General features: G+C 45.6%; 24 protein-coding genes. 7 read left to right on the top strand and 17 right to left on the bottom strand.

Going from position 1 to position 24,814, the window contains the following annotated elements:
* Positions 1–36: 36 nt before the first annotated feature.
* Positions 37–2,049, top strand: a complete 2,013-nt coding sequence (locus ICN34_RS02160) for a TRAP transporter fused permease subunit (RefSeq protein WP_216120565.1) — start codon at positions 37–39, stop codon at positions 2,047–2,049.
* An 86-nt stretch (positions 2,050–2,135) separates the two neighbouring features.
* Here the strand turns inward: ICN34_RS02160 and ICN34_RS02155 are convergent, their stop codons facing one another.
* Complete coding sequence (locus tag ICN34_RS02155) at positions 2,136–3,269, bottom strand: mandelate racemase/muconate lactonizing enzyme family protein (protein WP_072583702.1); 1,134 nt, start codon at positions 3,267–3,269, stop codon at positions 2,136–2,138.
* 424 nt (positions 3,270–3,693) lie between these two features.
* Between ICN34_RS02155 and ICN34_RS02150 the strand changes: the two genes are divergently transcribed.
* The gene (locus ICN34_RS02150) at positions 3,694–5,130 is read left to right on the top strand and encodes a M23 family metallopeptidase (protein ID WP_370623947.1); all 1,437 of its coding nucleotides are present in this window, start codon (positions 3,694–3,696) and stop codon (positions 5,128–5,130) included.
* 69 nt (positions 5,131–5,199) lie between these two features.
* Here the strand turns inward: ICN34_RS02150 and ICN34_RS02145 are convergent, their stop codons facing one another.
* Complete coding sequence (locus ICN34_RS02145; protein WP_072583703.1) at positions 5,200–5,640, bottom strand: universal stress protein; 441 nt, start codon at positions 5,638–5,640, stop codon at positions 5,200–5,202.
* A gap of 86 nt (positions 5,641–5,726) precedes the next feature.
* Between ICN34_RS02145 and ICN34_RS02140 the strand changes: the two genes are divergently transcribed.
* Entirely contained in the window at positions 5,727–6,128 is a 402-nt protein-coding gene (locus ICN34_RS02140; RefSeq protein WP_072583704.1) for a DUF2177 family protein, read from the top strand.
* A 20-nt stretch (positions 6,129–6,148) separates the two neighbouring features.
* Positions 6,149–7,774 (top strand): SulP family inorganic anion transporter, encoded by a 1,626-nt coding sequence (locus ICN34_RS02135; protein WP_216120563.1) that lies wholly within the window; start codon positions 6,149–6,151, stop codon positions 7,772–7,774.
* Positions 7,775–7,781: 7 nt separating this feature from the next.
* Here ICN34_RS02135 and ICN34_RS02130 read toward each other — a convergent pair whose 3' ends face one another.
* A complete protein-coding gene (locus ICN34_RS02130; RefSeq protein ID WP_083564285.1) occupies positions 7,782–8,501 on the bottom strand; it encodes a sulfite exporter TauE/SafE family protein in 720 nt (239 codons plus the stop codon).
* Between the two features lie 76 nt (positions 8,502–8,577).
* On the opposite strand from ICN34_RS02130, the gene fnr reads away from it, so the two are divergent.
* A complete protein-coding gene (fnr, locus tag ICN34_RS02125; RefSeq protein ID WP_216120562.1) occupies positions 8,578–9,348 on the top strand; it encodes a fumarate/nitrate reduction transcriptional regulator Fnr in 771 nt (256 codons plus the stop codon).
* On the opposite strand, the gene ICN34_RS02120 is transcribed toward fnr, so the two are convergent.
* From ICN34_RS02120 to ICN34_RS02075, 10 genes are all read right to left on the bottom strand, one after another.
* Positions 9,345–9,605, bottom strand: a complete 261-nt coding sequence (locus ICN34_RS02120) for a hypothetical protein (RefSeq protein WP_072583707.1) — start codon at positions 9,603–9,605, stop codon at positions 9,345–9,347. The two genes, fnr and ICN34_RS02120, sit on opposite strands and share 4 nt — an antisense overlap.
* The gene (locus ICN34_RS02115) at positions 9,602–9,805 is read right to left on the bottom strand and encodes a FixH family protein (protein WP_072583746.1); all 204 of its coding nucleotides are present in this window, start codon (positions 9,803–9,805) and stop codon (positions 9,602–9,604) included. The genes ICN34_RS02120 and ICN34_RS02115 overlap by 4 nt, the downstream gene beginning before the upstream one ends.
* Before the next feature lie 26 nt (positions 9,806–9,831).
* Positions 9,832–11,289: a cytochrome c oxidase accessory protein CcoG gene (gene ccoG / locus ICN34_RS02110; RefSeq protein WP_072583747.1), complete on the bottom strand. Its 1,458-nt coding sequence runs from the start codon at positions 11,287–11,289 to the stop codon at positions 9,832–9,834.
* A 12-nt stretch (positions 11,290–11,301) separates the two neighbouring features.
* Positions 11,302–12,228 carry a cytochrome-c oxidase, cbb3-type subunit III gene (ccoP, locus tag ICN34_RS02105; RefSeq protein ID WP_216120560.1) on the bottom strand — a complete coding sequence of 309 codons (927 nt, stop codon included), beginning with the start codon at positions 12,226–12,228 and terminating at the stop codon, positions 11,302–11,304.
* Complete coding sequence (locus ICN34_RS02100) at positions 12,225–12,392, bottom strand: cbb3-type cytochrome C oxidase subunit 3 (RefSeq protein WP_072583709.1); 168 nt, start codon at positions 12,390–12,392, stop codon at positions 12,225–12,227. The genes ccoP and ICN34_RS02100 overlap by 4 nt, the downstream gene beginning before the upstream one ends.
* 19 nt (positions 12,393–12,411) lie before the next feature.
* The gene (ccoO, locus tag ICN34_RS02095) at positions 12,412–13,062 is read right to left on the bottom strand and encodes a cytochrome-c oxidase, cbb3-type subunit II (RefSeq protein WP_072583710.1); all 651 of its coding nucleotides are present in this window, start codon (positions 13,060–13,062) and stop codon (positions 12,412–12,414) included.
* Positions 13,063–13,072: 10 nt separating this feature from the next.
* The gene (gene ccoN / locus ICN34_RS02090) at positions 13,073–14,515 is read right to left on the bottom strand and encodes a cytochrome-c oxidase, cbb3-type subunit I (protein WP_072583748.1); all 1,443 of its coding nucleotides are present in this window, start codon (positions 14,513–14,515) and stop codon (positions 13,073–13,075) included.
* A gap of 166 nt (positions 14,516–14,681) precedes the next feature.
* Entirely contained in the window at positions 14,682–14,861 is a 180-nt protein-coding gene (ccoS, locus tag ICN34_RS02085; protein WP_072583711.1) for a cbb3-type cytochrome oxidase assembly protein CcoS, read from the bottom strand.
* Positions 14,862–14,870: 9 nt separating this feature from the next.
* Complete coding sequence (locus tag ICN34_RS02080; RefSeq protein ID WP_216120558.1) at positions 14,871–17,303, bottom strand: heavy metal translocating P-type ATPase; 2,433 nt, start codon at positions 17,301–17,303, stop codon at positions 14,871–14,873.
* A 56-nt stretch (positions 17,304–17,359) separates the two neighbouring features.
* Positions 17,360–18,595: an MFS transporter gene (locus ICN34_RS02075; RefSeq protein ID WP_216120556.1), complete on the bottom strand. Its 1,236-nt coding sequence runs from the start codon at positions 18,593–18,595 to the stop codon at positions 17,360–17,362.
* A gap of 85 nt (positions 18,596–18,680) precedes the next feature.
* Between ICN34_RS02075 and ICN34_RS02070 the strand changes: the two genes are divergently transcribed.
* Positions 18,681–19,664, top strand: a complete 984-nt coding sequence (locus ICN34_RS02070) for a tripartite tricarboxylate transporter substrate binding protein (protein WP_072583714.1) — start codon at positions 18,681–18,683, stop codon at positions 19,662–19,664.
* A 10-nt stretch (positions 19,665–19,674) separates the two neighbouring features.
* Here the strand turns inward: ICN34_RS02070 and ICN34_RS02065 are convergent, their stop codons facing one another.
* From ICN34_RS02065 to ICN34_RS02055, 3 genes are read right to left on the bottom strand one after another with little or no spacing between them, the layout of a single operon-like run.
* On the bottom strand, positions 19,675–20,430 hold the full coding sequence (locus ICN34_RS02065) for a 2OG-Fe dioxygenase family protein (RefSeq protein ID WP_216120554.1): 756 nt from the start codon (positions 20,428–20,430) through the stop codon (positions 19,675–19,677).
* A 32-nt stretch (positions 20,431–20,462) separates the two neighbouring features.
* A complete protein-coding gene (locus ICN34_RS02060; protein WP_216120552.1) occupies positions 20,463–21,428 on the bottom strand; it encodes a tripartite tricarboxylate transporter substrate binding protein in 966 nt (321 codons plus the stop codon).
* 12 nt (positions 21,429–21,440) lie between these two features.
* Complete coding sequence (locus ICN34_RS02055; RefSeq protein ID WP_072583749.1) at positions 21,441–22,742, bottom strand: TAXI family TRAP transporter solute-binding subunit; 1,302 nt, start codon at positions 22,740–22,742, stop codon at positions 21,441–21,443.
* Positions 22,743–22,857: 115 nt separating this feature from the next.
* Here ICN34_RS02055 and ICN34_RS02050 point away from each other — a divergent pair, with 115 nt between their 5' ends.
* Positions 22,858–23,619 (top strand): SDR family oxidoreductase, encoded by a 762-nt coding sequence (locus ICN34_RS02050; RefSeq protein ID WP_072583750.1) that lies wholly within the window; start codon positions 22,858–22,860, stop codon positions 23,617–23,619.
* Positions 23,620–23,623: 4 nt separating this feature from the next.
* Here the strand turns inward: ICN34_RS02050 and ccmI are convergent, their stop codons facing one another.
* Positions 23,624–24,814, bottom strand: a complete 1,191-nt coding sequence (gene ccmI, locus ICN34_RS02045; RefSeq protein ID WP_072583717.1) for a c-type cytochrome biogenesis protein CcmI — start codon at positions 24,812–24,814, stop codon at positions 23,624–23,626.

Here is a 24,814-nt window from a genome sequence, read left to right as displayed (position 1 = left end):
AAAGTAGTACATAAAAATAAATATAGAGGTTGAGACATGAATCAAAACGTTATTGACAACGAAACCCAAGAAAAATTAGACGCCTTTATTAAGCAAGAGGAAGGCGATTCAAATGATTACAAAGGCCTGCTAGCCAAATTCATTACCCTTGTAGCGGTAGGCATGTCGCTCTTTCACTTATATGCCGCGTATTCGATTGTGCCAACGCAAGAGTTGCGCGTCATACACGTTGCTCTAGTTTTATTTTTAGTATTCCTCAGCTTTCCAATAGCTGATCGCTTCAAAAATCGCTTAATGCCCTGGGATATCGTTTTTGCGCTTGTATCCGTTGGAATTGCCTATTACATTCTGAGTGGTGGCGATGATTTTATGGACCGCAATACTGCGCCTAACTCTACCGATGTCATGGTGGGCATTGCATTAATTCTCCTAATCTTAGAAAGTGTGCGCAGAACCAATGGCATGATCTTGGTGACGGTAACAGTCCTGTTTCTGCTCTATGCATTATTTGGCAACTACTTACCAGCACCTTGGACTCACAAGGGTTACGATCTTGATCGTTTGGTAGGCTATATGTATATGACTCTAGAAGGCATCTATGGCACTGCTGTTGATGTTTCTGCAACCCTCATCATTCTTTTCACCATCTTCGGCGCTTTCTTGCAATTTACTGGCGCAGGAAAGTTCTTTATTGATTTCTCATTCGCGGCAATGGGTGGAAAATCTTCTGGGGTTGGCAGAACCATCGTAATGTCCTCCTTCTTGCTCGGCGGACCATCAGGATCCGGTGTAGCAACAACAGTTACCGTGGGCTCAGTTGCAGCACCCATGCTGGACAAAGTGGGTTACGAGAAAAATGCTGCCGGCGGCCTTTTGGCAGCAGGTGGTCTTGGTGCCATTATCTCGCCTCCTGTACTGGGCGCAGCTGCATTCCTAATTGCAGATTTTCTGAAGATTTCATATTTAGACGTATTGCTGATGGCAACCATCCCAACCATCCTTTTCTATCTTGGCTTATTCGTGATGGTCGAAATTGATGTACGCAAATATGGCATGAAAAATATTCACTTTGAGTCTTCCGAAACAGCTTGGCAGCTCACTAAGAAATATTGGTTTCACTTCTTCTCCCTCATCTCGATTGTGGTGTTTATGCTGATGGGCTTCTCCCCTGTCATGTCCGTATTCTGGGCGACAGTAGTTTCGGCCTTATCCAGCATGTTGCGTGAAGATACTGCCATTATTCCTTGGGCATGGTTTAAAGGTAAAGAACCGATTCTCTCTGGCCTATACAACTCCAACCTGACTAAGGCACTTGCAACTGGTTCAACTGGTGTCTTAGCTATCGCCGCCACCTGTGCTGGTGCCGGCCTCATTGTGGGTACCGTTACCTTAACCGGTCTTGGCCTAAAATTTAGCTCGATTGTTATTCAGTACGCAGGTGGCTCGCTCTTGCTAACAACCATCTTTACCGCCCTTGTAGTTTGGGTGGTTGGCCTTGCTGTTCCAGTAACTGCTTCTTACATTATTTGTGCGGTAATTGCAGCGCCTGCTTTGATTAATTTAGGCGTGCCTGATTTTGCAGCTCACATGTTTATCTTCTATTACGCTGTACTTTCTGAAGTGTCGCCACCGACTGCACTCTCGCCATTTGCAGCCGCCGCAATTTGTAAAGGTAATCCCTATAAGACTACTTTGCAAACTTGGAAATATGTTGCTCCAGCCATTCTAGTTCCATTTATGTTTGTGTTAGATAAGTCAGGCGTCAGCTTGTTGTTGATGGGATCAACTAGCGCTCTTGAGCAAGCAGACTGGATGCAAATTGCTTGGGTCTCTTTCACGGCCGTTGTTGGAATCATCTGCCTAGCCGGTGGCTTACAAGGTTGGTTCATTGAGAAAACCAAGATCTTTGAGCGCGTCATCATGGTGTTCTCTGGGGTTGCTCTTGCCTACCCTTCCACAGAGGCGGACTTAGTTGGCTTTGTTGGATTTGGTTTGGTGCTGGTGACTCAAACAATTACCCATTTCAAACTCAATCCCAGATCTTCTTAAGGTACACCCAATAGGTGGGAGGATCTCATCCTCAAAACAATAAGGCCCGCTTGAGCGGGCCTTATTGTTTCTAGCAATTGCTTATCTTAAGAGATCTTGGTCCAAGCGGCTTTACCTGCATATTTCTTGACAGCAGATTCATCGAACTCGAAACCTAAACCAGGGGTTTTATGCAAAATCAAGTCCCCATTCTTAAATGTCAGCTGCTTATTGATCAATCTACGGAAGTTCAGCACCTGATCATCCAAGAAGAATTCGACAAAGCGTGCATTGGGCGTGGCTGCCACCAATGGTGCATGCAAATCATGCATCCAGTGCGGACAAACTATGACGCCCTTCAAATCAGCATATGCAGAAATTCTTCTCCACTCGGTAATACCACCGCAGACAGCCGCATCAGATTGCAGGATGGCAGCACCACCGGCATCAATCAATTCTCTAAAACGCCAGCGTCCCGCTTCCATCTCACCGGTAGCAACGTTGATTTTGGTTTGGCGCGCCAAGGCAGCATGTAAATCAATCGCATCTGGAGAAAAAGGTTCTTCAATCCAATACGGGTTGTATGGTTCAAAGCGACGTACATACTCAAGAGCGGTGGGTAGATCGCGCCAGGCATTATTTGCATCAAGTGTGAGCAATACATCATCGCCCACTGCTTTACGAGCCGCTTTCACGCGTGCCTCTTCTTCCGATGGCGATAAACGCCCCACCTTCATCTTGACTGCCTTAAAGCCCTGCTTTACGTAAGACTCCATTTCTTTGCCTAATTTGGCAGGCGTTTTACCTTCAAGATAGTAACCACCACTAGCATAAGCTGGCACCCGATCATCAACCACTGAACCCAAGTATTGATGCAAAGGTAAGCCAACTGAGCGTGCATTTAAATCCCACAAAGCCGTATCCAAAATCGAGATGCCACGCATTACTGCGCCTGCACGACCTTGGAGGATGGATTCGTTATACATCTCCATCCAGAGACCTTCACTGCGGTGACTATTTTGACTAATGAGTTTGGGGGCCAGCAATTGCTCAACAGCAAGTTTGGCAATATCTCCGCCGGCACTGCCGACATAACAAAAACCGATGCCCTCATTACCATCCTTGCCGCGAACTTTTACCAGGCAGTAGTGACGCTCAGAAACAGTGCGAGTGGAAAATGAAGTGACTTTATCCAATGGTACTGCTACTGAGGCAACTTGGATGGATTCAATAATCGGCATCTAAACTCCTTAATCAAAAATTGATTGTATCGAGAATTTAATTTGCCGACAGGTGCCTGAATAAAGAATAATTAATCCACTTCATTACAAATGTACATGACGAAAATGAGCCGAGTTGTTGTTATCCGAACAGGTATCTTGTAAGTTAGATTTGCTGCAAATTGATACATTCACTCTCCAATATTCTCAAACTCCCATGTTGTGTGACAAATTTGGTTAAAAGTGGCAAAACTGGCATTGCTAAAGGCGTCGGTTTTAGACCTTGGCCAGCCGATGAGGCGGCCGCTGTAAAGCAAAATTATGAGTAAAGGCTGAAAGCAGCCTTTGAAGTTCTCAAGCTAGCGCCCGATCAAGATTCAGTCTAATTTGCTGCGGCACAGCATATTTATTCAAAGATGCTCCCACATTATTAGATAATTGAGGGGTGAATAAAAAAGTATCTCTTGGCTCCCTGTTCACTCAGGGGGTAATCATTTTGTCTGGCTGCGCCTTTCTTAGCTCAACCCCGGGCTTGGCGTATGCAGCTCAAGCCCAAAGCACGACCCAAGCACGCAAGAAGATTACCGTCCAAACCAGTAGGCAGGTTGGCTTCAAAGATAAATCAGCGGGTACTGGCTCTAAAACCAATAGCATGAGCCTAAACCCATCGCTATTCCAGCGAAAAGCCCCAGATGAGTTGATGCTCGATAGCGATGCAAACCTTGACTATCGAGTAGCCCAAGGATGTCTAAGACGTAATTTTAATGAAGATAGCCTGCCGGCTAGCGTAGGCATTGATAATCGGCAGTTCGCTGAATTCTTCAAAAATCAGACCAAAACATTTTTTGATCACATGCGTGGAGATTGCATCCCTTATGCGGTTGCCTTTGGAAGTCGTAATCGTTTCGACTCATTGAGCATCATGAATGGCCCAATCCAAGATAGCAAAACTGAAGTATGGACATTTACACCATCAGCTGTTGGTGGGTTTTTAATTCAGCAAGACTATCTCAAAGATGAGTCCAAGCGTTTAACCGAGATTCGCATTCCTTTGAGAGATGTCTTGTATGACACTCGAAAAGTAAGCGATCAATTGCCAGTTGAGCTGGTTTGGGAATTAAATTCCCTGATCAAGCAAATCTATCCTGAAGAAAACAATTCTCTTGAAAATACCAACAGCGTTGTGCGCTTGATTGTTGACTTTGGTGATCGAGAAAGATGGGCGCAAATTTGGGCTGTAGAAATTATTGACCCCGCCACCAAAGACGTCTATGCGAATGCTTTTTGGATGGAGCGCAATGATATTCCTGGGGGCTTCTATACCGGAACCGGAGAATCACTTGAGCGCTCCTTCTGGACTAACCCATTAAGCTATCGCCGTATTTCTCGGGGAGTTGGCATGGTAAGAGCCTCTTCGAGTAAGCGCAGCAAGAATCCTGCGCCAACAGCTCCAGCCCAGGCGCCAGCAACAAAGCAACGCTATCGCGCCCACATGGGGATTGACTATGCCGCCCCAATCGGCACCCCCATTTTTAGTGTTGCCAATGGCAAAGTAGTGCACATAGGCTTTAGCGGTGCATTTGGAAACTTAATTGTTTTAGAGCATCCGGGTAATTACCACACATACTATGCGCATTTGAGCAGTTACAACGTAGAGCTTGAGTTGGGTAACGAAGTGCGGCGCGGCTTGGAAATTGGCTATGTAGGAACAACCGGTAGGTCAACGGGGCCACACCTTCATTTTGAATTAAGAAAAAATGGAATTTACGTAGACCCCTATGGCTCCAAAACCCAACTTGATTTATGGTCCATGCGCGATAACGAAAGTGGGCAACTGACCCGGGAGATGCTTCTGCTAGGTAGCCCTATTAAGCACAACTAAATGAATTCAGGAATGCTACTGAAATAAAAAAGGGTCCACTTGGACCCTTTTAACTTGATACTAGGTAAATTAACCCAGAACTAATACTGGCAATGTGGAATGCACAATGACTTCATGGGTTTCGCTACCCAACAGGATCCCTTTGATACCTGTGCGCTTATGAGACGCCATAACAATCACATCCGCTTTCGCTTTTTTTGCGCCAGCCAAAATACCTTCAGATAGGTTGCTATTTTCAATGTGAAGACTTTTCACTTTAGCGCCAACTCCCAGCGCCGTTGTCGACTTCTTAAATACATCACGTGCGTAAGCTGCGCAAGCTTCTGTGTGCTGTTTCTTTGAGATTCCATAACCCATGGTGCTATCTGAATAAACCATCGGAGGGGTAGGATCGGAAACATATACCAACGTAATTGCAGCGCCATCTGCCTTAGCAAGTGCGGCGACTTTCTTTAAGGATTTTTTGCTGACATCTGAACCATCTACTGGCACCAATAAATGCTTAAACATATTGACTCCCTTTAAATTGAACTACTCATTTGCTCTTTCCATCATAATACTAATTATTAGCCTATAAAAGAATAAAGGTAACTTAATTGATCAAGAATTTTGCTATCTATCTCTCATTTTTAATTGCCCTCATTGCAATCGATTTAGTGTGGCTTTTGGGAATCGCGAAAAACCTCTATCGCAATGAGATGGGTGACTTAATGGCCAGCGAACCTAAGCTTCTAGCTGGACTAGCGTTCTACCTGATTTACGCCTTGGGCGTCTGTATTTTTGTGATCGTTCCGGCATTATCAAAACAGTCTTGGATATATGCACTGCAATATGGCGCTTTGTTTGGCCTGTTCTGCTACATGACCTATGACCTCACTAATCTGGCGGTGGTTAGAAACTTTCCAACACAGTTAGCTTTCATTGATATCGCATGGGGTAGTTTTGTTACAGCCTTGTGTGCGAGTTTTGCCTACTGGGTTGGCAACCGTATCTCTTAGGCCATTGAAACATTCATCTTATGTTTTTTCGTCCCCGACTTTTTGACTCATTTTCTGGTTATAGCCGTGCCCTTTTCACTAAGGATGTTTTTGCTGGAATGACGGTTGGCGTTGTTGCGCTCCCATTAGCCATGGCTTTTGCAATTGCCAGCGGACTCAAACCCCAAGCGGGTATTTTTACTGCCATTATTGCTGGCGGGCTCATCTCCTTACTTGGAGGTAGCCGCGTACAAATCGGCGGCCCGGCCGGCGCCTTCATTGTCATTGTTTACGGCATTGTGGAGCGCTATGGCGTTCCAAATTTATTACTCGCAACCGCCATGTCAGGAGTATTTTTATTTCTGATGGGAGTATTTCGTCTTGGAACGCTAGTACGCTTCATTCCAATTGCAGTCATTATTGGCTTTACCAATGGCATCGCCTTTTTAATTGGGCTATCTCAAGTCAAAGATTTCTTCGGACTTCAGATTGAAAAAATGCCGGCTCAATTTTTTCAATCAGTGCATGCGCTCTACTTAGCAGCAGACACCTTTAACCCCATTGCGCTTGGTTTAGCTTGTGGGAGTCTTGCCTTACTCATTTTATGGAAGCTATTTCAGAATCGCTTAGGCTGGCTCTCTCATCTTCCTGGCACAGTGGTAGCAATGGTGGTTGCAACGATCGTTACCAGTATTTTTAATTTACCAGTAGATACGATTGGTAGTCGCTTTGGCGGCATCCCTTCAGGGCTCCCCGCTTTTGAATGGATTCCGGTAAGCTGGGATAGCGCTCAATACATGGTGGCACCAGCCTTAACACTTGCCCTATTAGGCGCAATTGAATCCTTACTCTGCGCGCGCATTGCCGATGGCCTCATTCATGATCGCCATGAGTCAAATCAAGAGCTAGTAGCTCAGGGCATTGCTAACTTCACGATTCCATTTTTTGGTGGCATGCCAGCGACCGGAACGATTGCTCGCACGGTTACTAATATAGAGAGTGGCGGTACTACACCTATCTCTGGACTCGTCCATGTAGCAACTTTACTAGTCATCGTTTTGTTTGCGGCGCCGCTCGCCAAAAACATTCCTTTAGCTAGCCTTGCCGCCATCTTGATGTATGTGGCCTGGAATATGGGAGAGTGGCAGAAGTTCATCGATCTGAAGCAATTCCGCTTGCCGTATCGAATCACCATCTTGAGCGTCTTTATTCTCACTGTTGTACTAGATCTCACGATTGCAGTAGAAGTAGGCTTACTGCTCGCCTTTATCACCTTCATTTACCGCATCTCCAGTCTATCGCGTTGCGAGCCTGCTCTAGCCAGCGATTACCCTGGACTAAATGATCAACAAGGTCGAATGGATGCCTATCGGATTCATGGTGCCATCTTTTTTGGCGCAGTAAAACTCCTCGAAAAGATTGAGGCGAATTTACCCTCACAAATACTCTTGCTAGATTTAAAGAACGTAATCTACATTGATACTTCTGGGATGGATACGATCATGGAACTAGCGCACCTGTGCAAGATTCGTAATATTCGATTGATCATTTGCGGCTTAGCGCATCAACCATTAGAGATGGCAGAGCGCAGTGAATTTCTATCGGCACTACCCCAAGATTCTTTCTACCCAGATCTAAGCTCCGGAATAGAAGCAGCAACAGCTTAATAGCGACTTAAGAAATACAGAAGCCACCTTTTAATAAGGCTTCTGGCAATACCCAGGCACGATACATACCAAAGCCGCCTGCAATCAATAGAAGTGCAGCAGCCAAATACCTCACCCATAGATATTGCCCAAACTGAGTCAGCGCCGCTGAAAATTTAGAGATCAGTAATAGGTTAGGCAATGTACCCAAACCAAATGCCAACATCAGTGCGGCACCAGTTGCTACATCACCAGATAAAAAGGCGAGTGGTAAAACGCTGTAGACCAATCCACAGGGCACCAAACCCCATAGCATGCCGCTAAACCAACGTGAAGGGCCGCTAGCCATAGCACCCAAGTATTTGGCCCAATAAGCCGCAATTTTTGCACTTAACCATTTGCCGCCAAGCAGACCTTCTGACTTGCTTATTCTGAGTAGACGTATACCCATCAGAATTAAGATCAGGGAGGTTAAAGCAAATAAGGGGCGCTGGATTGGAATGAGGTTTTGCTGCCAAACAACCACCCCTACTGACGCAGCAAGAGCGCCCAATAAGACATAAGTTGTGACGCGCCCCAAATGCATGATTAATTGGAGGTAAAAAAGCTCAGATTTTGGTCTTAGAGGGGTCTCCAGGGCTTTGGGCCGCTCTATGGCAGCCGCTATCCCACCGCACATCAGAGCACAGTGCCAGCCACTCACAAGAGCGCCCAGAAAGACCGCAACGAGTAAGCTAGTTGTCAGCATGAAATCAACAGAAAATAGGTAAAAGCCATAATCTTCATACTTATAGAATAAACTGAACCCATAGATCAGCCCTAATATGAACTACAAACCTACCGATAGCCCAACCAGCAAATGCTCAGTTTGCGTACTGGGTCAGTTTTGCCTTCCGGTTGGATTAAATAGTAGCGAAGTTTCCCAGATTGATACCTTAGTTAAAGAGCGCGTTCATCTTCAAAAAGGTGAAAGCCTTTATCGTCACGGCGATCCACTTAGTTCTGTATATAGCGTTCGTTTTGGCACCCTTAAAACAGAGTTCTGTCTGCAAGACGGTCGGCAACAAGTGATTGGATTTCATCTGCCCGGTGAAATTCTAGGTCTTGATGGTATTGGTGAAGGTCATTATCAGTCTGATGCGATTGCTCTTGAAGAGAGCGAAGTCTGCATTATTCGTTACGATGCTTTTGAAGATTTGGCTCGGCAGATCCCCGTCTTACAAAATCAGTTCCATAAAATCATGAGTCGGGAGCTGACTCATGATCAACGCCACCTACTATCACTTGGCACGATGCGTGCAGAAGAAAGATTGGCAGCCTTTTTATTAAGCCTCTCGCAACGTCTTGCTGCACGCGGCTACCTGAATAATGAATTCGACTTGCGCATGAGTCGTAATGATATTGGTAGCTATCTTGGGATTCAAATCGAAACTGTCAGTCGCATGCTCTCACGCTTTGCAGAGTCAGGCCTCATTCAAATTAAACAACGCCACATCAAACTTATTGATATGGACGGGTTATATGAACTAGCAGGCATCCCAAACCCAAATTGCCACGGCTGCACAAGCCCAGAAATCCCAATCAAACAGGCTTAAATTAAGCCGCGGTCGACTTCCTTGCTATCAGATGACTCAATCCCAGGCAGGATATAAGCAGTAAGCGCGCTAGAGATCGCACAGAAGGTCCAAATCACAAAGAACCCGATTGTATAAATGCCCTCATCAGAAATATCTGGGTGATAACCAAAAAATAAAAGGTCTTGTGGGTGGATCACAGTAAATAACAGGCCCTCTGCCATGCCAGCCACCAAAAAAGAGGGCCACAAAATCCAGATTAGTAGGCGGTACTTCATTTTGCTGCCTGCGCATCTTTAAGCTGCTCAACTTTTAAGCCCTGTTTCACAACGCCATCACGCAATGGTTTATCTGCATACAAATTTATAGCCAAGTAAATAGTGATAGCGCAGCCAATCACGGCGACAGCTGGTCCACTAATTAAAAGCCATGGCCATAGTTGCTTGAACCAGGGTTGAGTAGTTTGTTGTTCTGTCATATCCATCCTCTCCATTGCCTTCTAGCTTAACGGGGAATAATAAAAGTAGATTTCTCTTCGCGGGTTCTAATCACTTCCTTATCTCCCGTTAATTCTTGCGCAGTCACATCAAAATGAATTGGGTAATTTCCAGACTCATGCTCACCAATCGTAGTGCTGACTTTAATAGGCAGCAATTGATTGCTTGCTGGCGCAACTTCAATTTCTTTAATTTCTTTGCCTTGTGAATTCAGGATCTTTAAATCATCTAAACCTGTAGCCTTGACCTGCACCCTCATTGGATGCTCAGAGGCATTCATAATCTGAATGCGATAAATGTTTTCGATACGGACGCCTTCTACCTCACGAGCTAAAGCACCGCGATCACGCATCACATCAACCCGTAATGGATTGCGCGTTACCAATGAAATCAGAAAAGCGGAGGCGAGAACTGTAATAAAGGCGGTATAGATTAATACTCGTGGGCGCAATATATGGCGAATGGCACTTTGGTTTGACTCTTTATCCTCAATGGCGCGCTCGGTTGTATAGCGAATCAATCCTTTTGGATAGTTGACCTTTTCCATTACCTGATTGCAGGCATCAATACAGGCTCCGCAACCAATACACATGTATTGCAAGCCATCACGGATATCAATTCCCGTCGGACATACCTGCACACAAATACTACAGTCAACACAATCACCCAAGCCCAAAGAAGCTTGATCTGCGGATTTGCTACGACTGCCTCTTGGTTCGCCACGCACTTTATCGTATGTCACCAAGAATGTATCTTTATCTACCATCACACTTTGGAAGCGTGCATATGGGCACATATATTTACATACTTGTTCACGCATGAACCCTGCGTTACCCCATGTTGCAAAACTATAAAACCCTAACCAGAAGGTTTGCCATGGGCCTAGGGAAAGGTGCAGCAATGATGCGCCCAGAGTTTCAATCGGAGTGAAGTAGCCAATAAAGGTAAAACCGGTCCAGAAGGCGATCAGAAGCCAAAGGAAATGCTTTGTGATTTTGATGCGCCATTTACGCAAACCCCAAGGCCACTCTTCACCATCCAAACGAATCCGCGCAAAACGGTCTCCCTCGACCTTGCGCTCGATCCACATAAAGATTTCGGTGTAGACGGTCTGGGGACATGCGTATCCGCAGAATAAGCGTCCAGCCACTGCAGTAAACAGAAATAAAGCGAGCGCAGAAAGTATGAGTAAGAGGGTGAGATAAATCACATCTTGCGGCCAAAGAACTAGGCCGAAGATATAAAATTTACGTTGAACTAAATCAAAGAGAACTGCTTGACGGTCATTCCAACTCAACCAAGGCAAGCCATAAAACAACAGTTGAGTTGCAAAGACCAATATGAAGCGCCAGCGGGCAAAGAGCCCAGATACTGAACGCGGGTAAATCTTTCGCCGGACCTCGTAAAGAGATTCTTCAATGACTTCTATCGGAACAGGTTTACCACCCGGCAAAATATCTGACACCAATGACTAATCTTATTTGGCTGCAGCTGGTTGTTTATTGTTAGATAAACCCCAGACATAAGCGGTTAACAGCTGAATCTTCTCAGGACTCAATACTTTGTCTTGAGCAGGCATCATAGCCATACGGCCTTTAGTGACAGTCTCCACGATCGTTGCTTCTGATGAGCCATATAACCATACTTTATCTGTCAAATTCGGAGCACCTAAGGCGATATTACCTTTACCGTCAGGACCATGACAGGCCACGCAGTTTGCGCTAAATACCTGCGCACCTCGAGCTGCTTTAGCGTTATCTGCTGGCAAGCCCGAAAGACTACGAACATAGTTGGCGACATCAATAATTTGATTGCTATCCAATTGCGGGAATGGAGGCATTACACCGCCGCGCCCATAAGTAATGGAGGCTTTGATATTTTCTGGTGAGCCGCCATATAGCCAGTCGCCATCAGTCAAATTCGGGAAGCCTTTAGCGCCTCCAGCATCAGAGCCATGACACTGTGCACAAGAATTCAGGAAGAGGCGTTGACCCATTTCGCGGGCTTTAGGATCGGCTGCCACTTGCTCAACATCCATCTTGACGTACTTCGCATAGACAGGCTTGAGCTCATCATTTGCAGTAGTCATTGACTTCATCAAAGCGCCATCAGTACTGTAGCCTAAGAGGCCTGGGTATGAACCAAGCCCTGGATAGAGAACTAAATACACTAAAGCAAAGATACAAGAGATCAAGAACATCCACATCCACCAACGTGGCAATGGGTTATTTAACTCACGCAGATCGCCGTCCCAAACATGTCCAGTATCAGCTACTTGGCCGTCAGGCTTTAGCGTTACCTTGGTCTTACGTTGAGAAAATAATAGCCAGATGCACCAAAAAATACCAACCAATGTTACTAAGGCGATATAGGCACTCCAACCGGCACCAAGAAAGTCACTCATGATTTATCCTTACTGAATTCATCGGGAAGATCGAACGGAAGTTCGGCGGATTCTTGATTAGCAGGCTGTCTTTTTGCAGACCAAGCCCACCAAACGATTCCAATAAAAACTACCAAGCCAAGCACGGTAGAGATTGCTGAGAGGTAAGGAGCAATATTTTGCATAGTTCTCAATTGCCAAGAATTACTTAGCAACCACCTCATCAACAGTGATGTATCTACGGTTAATGCCAAGACCCTGCAAGTAGGCAACCAATGCATCTAATTCGGTTTTACCTTCAAGCTCTTTGGGTGCATTAGCAATTTGCTCATCAGTGTACGGAACACCTAAACGACGCATAGCAACCATATGCGATTGAATGCTATCTGCATCAGCAGCATTCTTACCCAAGTATGGGTACGCAGGCATATTGGACTCTGGAACTACGTCGCGTGGGTTATTCAAGTGAATTTGATGCCATGCATCTGAATAGCGCCCACCTACACGTGCCAAATCTGGGCCGGTACGTTTGCTGCCCCAGAGGAATGGATGATCAAATACTGACTCACCAGCCAAAGAGTATGGGCCGTAGCGCTCTACTTCAGATCGTAGTGTACGAATTTGCTGTGAATGACAACCCATACAGCCTTCTCGCTGATAGATATCACGACCAGCTAAACGCAAAGCGGAATATGGCTCAACGCCTGGGCTTGGCTCAGTAGTTGAGTGTTGGAAAAATAATGGCACGATCTGTACCAGACCGGCAATCGAGATTGCCGCAATAGTAGCAATAATCAGCCAACCAACATTACGCTCAAGCGTTTCGTGGGAGAAAAATCGACGTTGTTCTGACATGTTCTTATCCTTAATGAGCTGCTACAGACGCTTGTGGAATTGCAGCGTCAATGAATTTTTTACCAACCACTGTTTTGTAGACGTTATAAGCCATTACAAACATACCGCTTAAGTAGCACAAGCCGCCTAACAAACGAATGACATAGAAGGGATAAGTTGCTTTAACAGACTCAACGAAGCTGTAAGTCAAAGTTCCGTCTGGCTCGAATGCTCTCCACATCAAGCCTTGCATTACCCCAGCAATCCACATAGCAGCGATATAGATCACCACGCCGATAGTTGCAATCCAAAAATGCACTTCAATTAACTTGGTGCTGTACATATCCTTCTGACCTACTAAACGTGGAATAAGGTAATAAAGGGAACCAATCGTAATCATGGCAACCCAGCCTAAAGCACCTGAGTGAACGTGACCAATAGTCCAGTCTGTGTAGTGAGACAAGCTATTCACTGTCTTGATAGACATCATGGAACCTTCGAAGGTAGACATGCCGTAGAAAGACAAGGCAACTACCAAGAATTTCAAGATCGGATCACGGCGCAATTTGTACCACGCGCCAGACAATGTCATGATGCCGTTGATCATGCCACCCCATGATGGTGCCAATAAGATCAATGAGAAAACCATCCCTAAAGACTGAGTCCAGTCTGGCAAAGAGGTGTGTTGCAAGTGGTGAGGACCTGCCCACATATACGTAAAGTTCAAAGCCCAGAAGTGAACAATAGACAAACGATATGAGTAGATTGGACGTTCAGCCTGCTTAGGAATGAAGTAATACATCATGCCCAAGAAGCTGGTAGTCAAGAAGAAGCCTACCGCATTGTGGCCATACCACCACTGAATCATGGCATCTTGTGCGCCAGCATATGCTGAATAAGACTTAAAGAGGCTAGCTGGCATTTCCATATTGTTAACGATGTGCAATACCGCAATCGTCAAGATGTAAGCACCAAAGAACCAGTTAGAAACGTAAATATGTTTAGTCTTGCGCTTGATCACAGTGCCGAAGAACACAATCGCATAAGCAACCCAAACGATTGTGATCAAGATATCAATTGGCCACTCTAGTTCAGCGTACTCTTTGGAAGTAGTAATACCTAACGGCAAAGTAATGGCAGCAGAAACAATCACCGCTTGCCATCCCCAAAAAGTAAATGCCGCTAACTTGTCACAGAAGAGTCGAACCTGGCATGTGCGTTGCACAATGTAGTACGACGTTGCGAATAGTGCAGAACCGCCAAAAGCAAAAATCACTGCATTGGTGTGTAAAGGACGCAAGCGACCATAACTCAACCAAGGAATATTAAAAGTGATTTCAGGCCAGATCAACTGGGCTGCGAGGATAACCCCCACGAGCATGCCAACAATTCCCCAAAGCACAGTAACGATGGCAAATTGGCTGACAACCTTGTAATTGAAGGTATCTTGATTACTCCCCACGGTAAGTCCCATGGTTTCTCCTTTTTTGTGACCAAACTGCGACATAATCCAAATAGACTGGATTGATTATCAAAGTAGAGCCCCAAGGGGGATTTGATCTATATCAAAAAGGGTGGGGCAAATTCAGGGAGCGCTGTGAAGATAAACCCTAGATTTCTCTAGGCTAATAGCAATTTGGCTATTTTTGAGAGTGTTCACTAACTTTTTGGGGCGCTGGAGTGTCATCATCCATCAAAATAGCGTGCCCAGGACCATCCAAATCATCAAATTGCCCACTCTTAATGGACCAGCGCAAAATCCAAGCCAAAAGGCCGACTAAGACCAGCGATAAAGGGATTAGAAGAAATAAACTTTCCATTCCTATAGTCTAAGCCTTTCGTAAACGCCAGGCATTTAAAGTCACGGCTAACGAAGAAAGCGACATCCCGATCCCAGCAACCCAGGGATTTACTAAGCCCATCATTGCAGCAGGAATAGCCAGCAAGTTGTAAGCCAAGGCCCACCATAAGTTTTCTTTGATGATTGCCTGAGTTTTATCGGCCAACAATAAAGTCTTTGCTAAAGGCTCTAAAGAACTAGCCGTCAGAATTGCATCGGCTCCAGCAGCTGCCAACGGTGCACCAGCGCCAACTGCAATAGAAATATCAGCACGAGCAAGCAAAGGTGCATCGTTCACACCATCGCCGATGGCCCATACAAAACGATTTTCTTTTTGCAGTCTTGCAATGTAGCCATACTTATCCTCAGGCGTACAGCCACCTTGATAATGCTCGATGCCAACATGCTGGGCCCACCATGCAACCGTGGCGCGATCATCACCAGAAACTAAATGCACTGCAATCTTTCTAGACTTCACTACTTTTAGGAATTGCTCTAATCCTGCTCTAGGCGTGTCCAAAAATACAAAGCTGGCTATCAATCCTTGTGCATCCGCTAAATGCACCTGACCGTATTGCCCTAATTGCGCACTCTGCTCTACCCCCAGCCACAAGGCGCTTCCCAAGCGATACTCGCCCGAACTTAAACCTTTTCCCAGTTGATTAATCACTGGTTCACTCAATGTAGGTAAAGATAAATTTTCAGCAGTAGCGGCACGCATCAAAGAAAGTGCCAACGGATGCCTTTGCCCCGCCTCTAATGCCGTAGCTAAGGCCAAGGCATCTTCACGTCGATAGCCCGTACGCAAATTAATGACCTCTTGCAACTCTGGCTGACCCATCGTTAGTGTGCCGGTCTTATCCAACACCAAATCAGTTGCTTTTGCCAAACCTTCCATCACATGACCACGCACAATCAGTAAACCTAATTTAGTTACCGCACCTTGCGCTGCTGCCATAGCGGTTGGAACTGCTAGCGATAAAGCACAAGGGCAACTGGCAACTAGAACAGAAACTAAAACTGTCCACGCACGACTAGGGTCAAAGTACAGCCAAATAGCGGACGAAGCAAACGCACCGAATAGTAAAAAGGCAACAAAATAAGCAGTCCACTTTTCAGCAAGACTCACCATGACTGGTTTAGCAAGTAATGCTTGATCTAATAAGGAAGCAATTCCGGCGATACGGGTTGATTGCCCCACTGCCTCAATTCGCATGAACAATGGATTCAGTATGTTGTGAGTACCAGCGTACACACGGTCACCAATCTTTTTCTCAACCGGCTTAGATTCGCCTGTGAGCAAAGACTCGTCTAAAGCACTCACATTTTCAATCAGGATACCGTCAGCAGGCACCACTTCCCCTGGAGAAACTCGTAACACTTCCCCAGGATTGCAATTAACCACGGGAACCACTTCAATTTCTTGTGATGCTGGATAGTTCAATGCCCGCTCACATGTTGCAGGCAGTTGTTTAGCTAAAGCCTCTGCTCCACCTTGCGCATCTTGTCTTGCTAATAGCTCCACATATCTGGCCGCCAAGATAAATGCCACAAACATGGTGATGGAATCAAAGTAAGTATGCCCAACACCGGCAACTAAATTAATAGTGCCCGCAATAAATGCCAAAGCTAAAGCTAATGCAATAGGAACATCCATTCCCAACATATGCGTTTGCTTAAAAGACTGCACACTTCGCCAAGCCGACTGGAATATTGGACCTGCTGAGTAGACCATCACAGGAACAGTCAATAACCAGCTAGTCCAACCTAAAAGAATCTCAAATTCTGGAGTGATATCAGCACCAACATACGTTGGCCAGGCATACATCATGACCTGCATCATGCCGAGCATTGCTACCCCCAGTCGCAAAAGAAGGTGGCGCCTTTCCTTTTTAGCGCGATCTAATGATTGGGAGGGCTCAAATGGCCAAGCCTCATAACCAATGCGCTCAATTTCAAAAAGCAGTCTTGCTAAGCTCGTTTTATCTGGAGAAAAACGCACCATTACTTTTTGAGTAACGTAATTGATTTGCACATCCTTAACACCTGCATTACGACGCAAATGTTGCTCGCACAGCCAAACACAAGCTGCACATCGAATTTTTTCTAAACGTAGAGTGGTTTCAAGATCACCCTCCCCTCCAGATGAACGGGTGAAACGGCCTCGCAATGAAGGATCGTCATAAGGCTTGAGCTTCACCGGAATCTCATCACTTGCAAGATAGGCTGCTGGCTTATCACCCGACTGAGAACGCCTAGCATAAAAAACTTCTAGGCCTTCTCCATGAATTGTTTGCGCAATTGCCATACAACCTGGACAACAGAATGGACGCGTCTCACCACCCAGTTCCGCCTCAGTTAATTCCCCCGGGAGAATCTGGCTTGAACAGTGATAGCAAACTAAAGCATTCTTTTTATTCATCCACTCATTTACCTACTTATTTATCTGCTTATTTATCTGCTTATTTATCCGATTACTCATACGCGCACTGAGCTACCCCAGCCCCTACGTCGTTCGTAAATCACAAATAGAACGCCCCACATGACTACAGCAACGTATGCCCATACCCAGGCAACTTGTGAAGTACGAGAACCAGAAATATCCAAGACGAAACCAAAAATAGCGGGGCCCAATAGGCCACCACCAAAGCCCATCAATGAGTGCAGGCCCATTGCTGCGCCCTTGATATTTTCTTGCGCACTAATCACCAAGCCTGCAGTGAGCGTTGAAGAATCTGCCATGATGAATATGGTATGCCCAATAGCCAGAGCAACAATCAACCACCACGACTGGCCAGTTGAGCAAGCAAATGCAATCCCTAATACCGCACTAGTCAGCATCACAATGCGCACCCATTTTTGACGTCCTACTCTCAAAGCAATTTCATTACCCAATATAGAGGAGGGCACGCCAAAGAAATTAATCACTCCAGCTAAAGTAGTTGCAGTCAGAAAGAAATCTTCGCCAGAAGCAACTGCACAAAAAGCAAAGAAGGCAACAATCCAGCTTCTTGAAGCAAAGAGTTCCAAAGTATGAGCGGTATATCCAAAAATAAAGCCTGATGCATTTTTGTCTTGTAAAACCAACTTCCATTTATCCACCGGAAAGATATCGTGCAGACGAATATTGATTGGCCCTTGCCATTTTTCATGCTGAAGCGCTGGAATTAGCAACAAGACAATCAGAAATGCGCCAAATGGGCCCAAGGCAATCAAACCAAATACATAGTGCCAACCAAGCGCACTCAAAATCCAACCAGAACACAAATACGAAAATCCAGTACCGATACCAAAGAAGGCGGTATAGAATGCAATATGTCTAGTTAACTCTCCCGATTGGATACGGTCTGACAAAATCTTGAGGCCGGGCATATAAGTACCGGCAAGACCAGCTCCATTCAAAGCCATAAAAAGTAGAGCTGTCCAAAAGTTATAAGCCAACAGACTCATACCCAAAAGACCGCAACTTGCTGTGAGACCGCCTATTAAATAGACCTTACGCGCGTCTACCCGATCTGTTAAAGCCGTAGCTAATGGAACGGCAAGCATGTAACCAAAGAAAAAAGCACTCGCAATCAGGCCCGACTGCAAATTACTGAGATGCCACTCCTCTTGCAAAGTCGTTAATACGACGGCATAGCAAGCAAAACCCAATAAAGCACAGGTTTGTGCCAGAAGCATAAGAGGGGTATAGCCAGCCGAACGAAAGCGCATAGTTAGTCAGTAGAAACGTGAACTCATTCTACTCGCCCAGAACGAATTAGACCCGCTACACTACTGAAAACAAGACGGAGACAGCATGAATAGCAAATCTTTGATAGCTCGCTTATTGCAGATCGGGGCCGGCCTCATCATTAGCTTCACAAGCACCCTGGCATCAGCGGATAGCTACCCCTCCAAACCCATTAAAGCGATTGTTCCTTTTGCACCCGGTAGCACAACCGATCAAATTGGACGCGCTTTTGCGGCAAAAATGTCTGAGTCATTAGGCCAGCCTGTAGTTGTTGAAAATCGCCCTGGCGCAAATGGCCTAATTGGCGCAGATTTTGTAGCCAAGGCCCCCGCAGACGGCTATACGATTCTGTTCGGAACCAATAGCACTAATGCTGCCCTTAAGAGCTTGGTTAAAAATTTACCCTATAACCAAGACACCGCCTTTACTCCCATTGGATTTTTTGGATCTGCTCCACTCATTATTGCCATCAATAATGATGTGCCTGCTAAATCACTCAATGGGTTTGTTTCTCTAGCCAAAGCCAATCCAGGAAAAATGACTTTTGCTTATGCAAGTACATCACAGCGCGTTTCATCAGAAATGCTGGCAAGCTTTGCTGATATCAAAATGATTGGGGTCTCATACAAGAGCGGCCCCAATGCTATGACTGATTTAATTGGCGGTCAAGTGAATATGTTCACATCCGACTTTGGAGTTTCATTACCTCAGGTGCAAGCAGGCAAAATCCGTGGCCTAGCTGTAACCTCCTTGAAGCGCTCGCCGGCTATTCCAGAGCTACCTACGGTAAATGAAGCATTAGGCATCAAAGGTTATGAACTCATCGCCTTCTTTGCGGCATTTGGGCCTGCAGGCATGCCAAAAGACGCTGTTCTCAAACTCAATCAAGCCATTAATAATGCAGCTAAATCAAAAGACCTAGTAGAGCGACTCTCTGCAAATGGTTTTGAAACTCAGCCAGGAACGCCTGAAGCCCTTGGCCAAAAGATCAAACTAGAAACTGCTAAGTGGGCAAAAGCGATTAAAGAAGCTGGCATGGAGCCAGAGTAAATCAGCTGGCTTATTGCTGACTTCGATTTGGAGAGTCTTGGAAACCATTTGAGCGGTAGGTAAGAACCAAGGTATCTCGATAGCCATATTTTGCTAATGGCTGAATTGGGGTTGATTCATGAATCATGCGCTGATCATTCATTAACAAAAGAGACCAAGGTTGTGTGAGGGTGAAACGCAATCCTGCGGAGCCAGAGGTATCAAATATTCTGGTCTCACCACCTTTAATACCCTCTCGACCCAATAAGAAGACTGCTACAAAATCAACGCCATCGCGATGCGCGCCTTCAGGTGTTGGACGTCCGATACCATCAGTGGTATCAATTCGAAATTGATGCGCTTCAACAAACCAAGTATTCACAGGCTTTAGGCTATTCAAGATATGCGCAAGCCCGAGCAAGACAGATTGCCAAGCAGTATTACTTAATAACTCACCTTGAATGGGCTCAAACCAGCGCTCAATTCCACCATGCAATGCGTTGTAATCTAGTGATTGCCAGTGTGCACGATGTGGAACCAATGTGAGCTCATCACCTTTAATCTCATAGCTAGCATGTCGACGAAAGCGATAGCGCCCACCATCTTTTAAATAAGGATCGCGGGGCAAGTTTTCCCAATACTTCGTGAGATCTTGAAGCTTGGACAGATCTACATTACTAAACTCAGCAACCGTCTCAGCAGACACCACAGCAAAGCCGTCATCACGCAAAGCTTGATCGATCTGCTTTAAGGGGGTCAGTGTAGGCGCAACGCCAGTAATTGTCATGGGTCTATTTTAGGTCAAGCAGCAAAAAAGCGTTAATCCAACTGCGCTCCAGATGCCCTCACAATTTTTGCCCACTTAGCCAACTCATCCTTTAGTAAAGCGCTCAACTTATTAGTTGGAACGGGTGCAAGATCCAAGCCCTGTGCAGATAGCCTCTCACGCACTTCTGATTTAGATAGGGCATTCTCCATTGCCGCCTGCACCTTCTTTATTACATCCACACTAACGCCAACAGGGGCAAAGATGGCCACCCACACCTCACCAACACAATCAGGGTATGTTTCTGCAATCGTTGGAATTTCAGGCGCAGCACTAGAACGCTTTGCAGAACTAATCGCGATCGCCTGAAGCTTCCCCGCTTTAATATAATTGAGTGCAGAGGGCAAGCTCGCAAATGCCAGCGGCACTTGTCCACCTAATACATCATTAATTGCTGGGGCTACCCCCTTGTAAGGAATATGTTGCATTTCAATGCCAGCGCTCGCATTAAGCATAGCGCCTAATAAGTGACTAATCATGCCATTACCAGCTGAGGCATATGACAATTCTCCAGGCCTCTTCTTAGCCGCAGCCACAACATCCACCAATGTTTTATAAGGAGATCCCGGTGGAGAAACTAATACATAAGGCGTTGCCCCAATGTAATACAAAGGCACAAAATCATTTACAGGATCAAAGCCAGGATTTTTATATAAAGAAGGATTAATAGCTTGCGCACTATTAATGGTAAGCAGTAAGGTATAGCCATCCTTAGGTGAGCGTGCAACACTTTGGGTACCAATATTACCGCCAGCACCTGGTCTATTTTCAACCACAATCGATGCGCCAATAGCTTCACCAAAAGATGGCGCAATTAGACGAGCCACAATGTCGTTAGTGCCGCCTGCCGCCTGAGGAACCACCAGGGAAATAGGCTTGCTTGGGTAGGCCTGTGCCTGAACCCCAATAGATACAAGCAGGCCTACAGCTAAAAATAGATAATGAATTAGCCTATTCATCTCCAGATCCCTTTAATGAACCAAATTCAGGCGGTGACGGACTTCACCTACATGCCCTTTGAGGTCATATAGCTCTTTAGCATCCAACATGGATACCTTGATATTTCCAACGCGCCTCTCTATATCCTCAAGATCTTTGAAATTCTTTTCTTTTAGCGCTGGATTTTGGGCATTCTTCTCAATCACCTTGAGCTCTTCATATACCTGAGCCAACTTCAATCGTAAGAAGAAGTTCTTAGTCGACGGAATATAAGTAAATAGCGGAATCAGAATAACCAATAATGGAATGACAATTTTGACAAAACGTCCAGCCCACACCGCTGTCCAGAATGGTAAGTGGCGATGTAAGAATGAAGGCCCATCTTTTAAATAGATTTCTGCATCTACATGTAAGGGGAAATCCAAGCCTGAGCTAGATGGAAACTCACCCACTTTTTGTAGGCGAGAATAGGTTTTCAAAATATCGTAGGAAGCCCCAAGCAAAAGCGATACCAGGGCCGGACTGACATTATCATGGGCAACCAAAGTAGCAGTAGGGGCCATTACCTGAATATCTTGACGTGGCTGATCAAACTCAATACTCAACAAACCTCTAGGAACAATCACTTTAGATAGGTAGGTTAAGTTGCGGGTATAAGCATCTGCCTGGTCAAAGCTCATCAAACGAATACCGGGTACAGAGTAAAACTTATGCAAAATCGGCGCCTCAGCTGCAGCCACAATAAATACGGCATCTAATTGGCCATTATTTAATTTCTCGATAGCATCATCTGGCTTAAGTTTTTCCAGCTTAATCTCATTTTCAGAAATGCCACTAACTCGCAATAAATCTTTAGCGAGCACTAAAGTACCACTTCCTTCATTGCCTATAGAAACTCTCTTGCCTTTTAATTGTTTCAAGATAGTGAGTTGACCACCATCAGTTTTAAATGCAGCATCGCGATACCAAACCCAAATAGGCTCGTAAAACATGCCTGCAATCGATACTAATTTTGGATATTCATTCAGATTGGCGACCCCACCCTGCACCATTGCAAAATCAATCCCAGACTTGGGGTCATTTAAAAGAGCTAAGTTATCTAAGGTCCCACCAGTAGATCGCACATTAAGATCAACACCCTCTTTAGCTATTTCCGTTTTTAGACGCTCACCAAACTGGTAATACAGCCCCGTAGGAAAGCCAGTGGCCATTTCAATCGACTTGGGAGGCGGAGGAACCAAGATCCAGAGTACGGCAAAGAAAATGATCAGCAGCGCAAAAAAGCTGATTACCAGAGCTATAGGGTTATAAATTTGTCTTTTGATGAAATTCATGGAAATCTCTTGTGTTTTTTGCATTATGCCCCGAGCAAAGCAATAGGCAAAGGTTTCAAAACAGGCCTAATAAACCACGATAAGATAATACTTTTAAGCAGCCCTAAAGAACATGATGAATTCAGCAAAAACTAAGGTAGCCCTAGTAACTGGTGCAGGAACTGGTATTGGGCGGGCGGCTGCCAAAGCCCTTCTCAAGGGAGGCTATCAAGTGGTCCTAACTGGACGCAATCTAGATAGATTAGAAAAGGCTATTGCTGATATCGGCGGCAATCAAAGTAACTGTCTAGCGGTCGCTTGCGATGTTGGCAAACCCGATGAAGTCAAAAAGCTATTTACAGCACTTAGCCATAAATTTGGCCGCATTGATTTGCTCTTCAATAACGCTGGTATGGGAGCCCCTGCCATTCCAATGGAGGACCTGAGTTATGAGCAATGGATGAATGTAGTGAATAGCAACCTCTGTGGTGCGTTCTTGTGTTCACAGGAAGCGATTCGTATGATGAAGGCGCAATCTCCACAGGGCGGCAGAATTATCAATAATGGCTCAATCTCTGCACACGCACCTCGTCCAATGTCAGTGCCCTACACGGCAACCAAACATGCCATCAGCGGCTTAACCAAAACCATTGCATTAGATGGACGTCCTTTTAATATCGCGTGCGGTCAAATCGATATCGGCAATGCTGCAACAGAGATGACTGAACGTATGGCTGCTGGGATCCTGCAGGCAGATCAATCGATTAAGGTAGAGCCACGCATGGATGTTGATCATGTTGGTGAGGCCGTACTGCATATGGCCCAACTGCCACTCGAAAGCAATATTCTGTCGATGACGATTATGGCAACCAATATGCCGTTTGTGGGTAGAGGCTAAAACCTTACTGGCGAACTTGGTCAACTAGTAGGCGAACATTGGTTGTGCCGACTTTAATTGTCTGCACTGAAGAGATTAAATCCCCCGCTTCCGGTTTCGCCATCCCAGTCTTAGAAATGCGCACCTCGACACTCGCCTCAGATAGTTGAGACAGAGGCGCACTGGGATTCATGGCCAATGAATCATTCAATATAAAGCCCATTGGAAAGTCAGTTGCAGATGCCTTCAAGACAGCAACAGGCATACGCTCACCAGGTTTGCGTGCAATCACCATCACAATGTCGCCAGGCTTAATTTTAGATTTAAGGTCAGCAGACAATTCAATCTTGCCGCTAATGCCTTTTCCGGTTGGAGCAACCGGCGCTGAAGTAGTCAGACCACCTTTAGAGCGCGCCTCAGCAATAGATCCTTGAATGGCACGCGCCTCATCCGTATTGGGCGGAAGTTGTTGCGCAAGCTTCTCCCAGGACTGCGCCGCTGCCTTGTAATTTTTAGCGTTATAAGATGCGGTTCCAGAAAGCCAAAGTGCCATCATGTTATTGGGGTCCAGCTTTAATGCCTGATTAATCAACTGCGAAGGCTTCCCAACAAAACTCCCATTTGCATTGCTTGCCAGAACATCTGCATAGTCAGCTAACAATTGCGGATCAGAATCAATAAAGTTACCTGCACGTGCATACGCTTTAGCGGCATCCTGATCGCGGCCCAAGATTCGATAGGAGCGAGCTAACATCGCCCAGCCCTTTAAGTTGCCAGGATCTTTTTCCATTTTGATGGCAAATTCAGCCACCATTTTTTCGACACCTTCCTGGGTGACTGGTTTTTCAGAATTGTTTTGGGCTACCCGAACAACATCCCCCAAGGAGAAATACAGTGCCGATGAGAGCAAGACGATAAAGATACAAAGGCCGATTGCAGTCTTCTTTGAAGAGCCCGCAACCTCTCGGTCATCCTCTTCAATAGTGTCTTGAAAGAGTCTTTGACGCATTTCTGCATGCGCAATTTCATAATCAGTTGAAGTAATTGCACCAGCTTTATATTCAAGCTCTAATTTATCCAACTCTTCACGGTAGATGGTGGCATTCATCTGACGACGCGATGTCAACGAGCTCTTCGCGGGAAAGATGAATGGGCGCAGCAATAGCACCAATACCAGAACCAGGAGTAAAAAGGCGGGGATCAAAAAGCTAGTCAC

The sequence above is a fragment of the Polynucleobacter sp. Tro8-14-1 genome (genome assembly GCF_018881655.1).
In the GTDB taxonomy this organism is placed as follows: Bacteria; Pseudomonadota; Gammaproteobacteria; order Burkholderiales; family Burkholderiaceae; genus Polynucleobacter.
Note: the sequence above shows the minus strand (reverse complement) of the source record. Positions and strands in the feature narration are given on the sequence as shown.